Origin of the sequence: Parabacteroides sp. AM58-2XD (assembly GCF_003463685.1) — a bacterium.
GTDB lineage: Bacteria > Bacteroidota > Bacteroidia > Bacteroidales > Tannerellaceae > Parabacteroides > Parabacteroides segnis.
In genome coordinates this window covers 1-1377 of sequence record NZ_QSDP01000228.1, presented here as the reverse complement: position 1 = coordinate 1377, position 1377 = coordinate 1, and the positions used below count along the sequence as shown (strand labels likewise).

At 47.1% G+C, this 1377-nt stretch carries 2 protein-coding genes; both read right to left on the bottom strand.

Annotation, left to right across the window (positions count from 1 at the left end; translation table 11 throughout):
- Positions 1 to 303: 303 nt before the first annotated feature.
- Positions 304 to 879, bottom strand: a complete 576-nt coding sequence (locus tag DXA15_RS27460; RefSeq protein ID WP_233567637.1) for a site-specific integrase — start codon at positions 877 to 879, stop codon at positions 304 to 306.
- A complete protein-coding gene (locus DXA15_RS27455; protein ID WP_233567636.1) occupies positions 879 to 1130 on the bottom strand; it encodes a phage integrase SAM-like domain-containing protein in 252 nt (83 codons plus the stop codon). Before DXA15_RS27455 ends, DXA15_RS27460 begins: the two co-directional genes overlap by 1 nt.
- Positions 1131 to 1377 lie beyond the last annotated feature (247 nt).

Genomic DNA, 1377 nt, shown 5'->3' with positions numbered 1-1377 from the left:
CTACGTCAAGGCTGATGAAACCTTTGTCGGCAAGGACAAGAACCAACTGCGTGAATACATTATTTATCTCTCCTTTTACACGATTACGGAAACGGTTGATGGTAATAAATAGTTGCTTTGACATCACTTAGGTACATAACAATCTAGTCCAAAGCAAATTCATGTTTCAGAAATATGTTAAGATACGCTTTTCCTTGGTTTTTATTCTCTATCTTTGCCGTGCAAGATGCTTTGAAAAACAAGTTTCACTGCATTATAGAAGTTAATATTAATACTTGCCACCCTTATTTCGTAAATAAGGGTTCAGGCCCTTTCCAGAAACATATCGGCCGCTTTCTTCGTAATCTTCGTATTCGCCTTGTTCAGTACCGACTGGTCCAGTTGAGCCAGGTAGATACGGGTTGTCTTCTCCGAGGTATGTCCCATAGCCTGGCTGATAACTGCCACCGGGATATTCTGCCGGAGCGCCTCGGTAGCCCATGAATGGCGTGCCACATAGGAGGTCAGCTTCACCGACAGATGCAGGCGCTCACCGATAATCACAAGCAGGCTGTTGTATTTACGGAGCGCGGCTTTATAGGCTTCGTGTCCGTCCTTGCTCGCCGAAAAAATGGGGAAAAGGTAAGGGGAACCTTTCTGCCCATACTTTCTCAAGAGTAACCGCATGGCAGGTGTAATCCCCACCCGTATCAGTGCCCCGGTCTTATGCCGGTAATAAACGATCTCACCGCCCACGATGTTTTTCTTTGTCAGGTAGACAAGGTCCACAAAAGAGATTCCGCAGGCGAGGTAAGAGAAAATAAACAGGTCGAGCGCTTCACGCAGCGAAGGTTCCACCGGATAGTCCGCCTGCATCACTTTATTGACTTCCGCGATCATCAAGCACGTTTGGCCGTTTCCTTCCGTTTGAGATGCAACCCGGCAAAAGGGTCGCAGGCAGGTCCGGGCAATCCTTCCCGTAAAGCGGTATGGCAAAGCGCCCGGAAACTGCTCAGGTAACTGTTCACCGTATTCACCGCCAGCCCTTTGGCGCGCAGCGAACTGCCAAAATCATCCACCATGGCGGCGGTTATATCTGTCCATTGCAGCGAAGCGCCTTTCCAAAAACGGTACAGCCGGTTGCGAACCACGCGGTAGAGATCAGCCGTACTATCTTTTCCCGCCTCCCGCTTCCGAGCGACCTAAAAGTCCATGTAAACGAAAATGTTTTGTGTCATATTTCTTATATCATTATAGAAAAAAACAAATGTACAACAAGTTATACGCTGCAGGGCGACCGCACCAAAATTCCTCTAAAAAGTTTATCATTGCAAAATGAATACCTCTAATTATTTTTCAGAAGTGACAGATCCTCGTGTAACAGGTCGCTGTCTACAT

Coding starts and splice junctions, on each gene's coding strand:
- DXA15_RS27460 (WP_233567637.1), bottom strand. CDS start 879: ATGATCGCGGAAGTCAATAAAGTGATGCAGGCGGACTATCCGGTGGAA.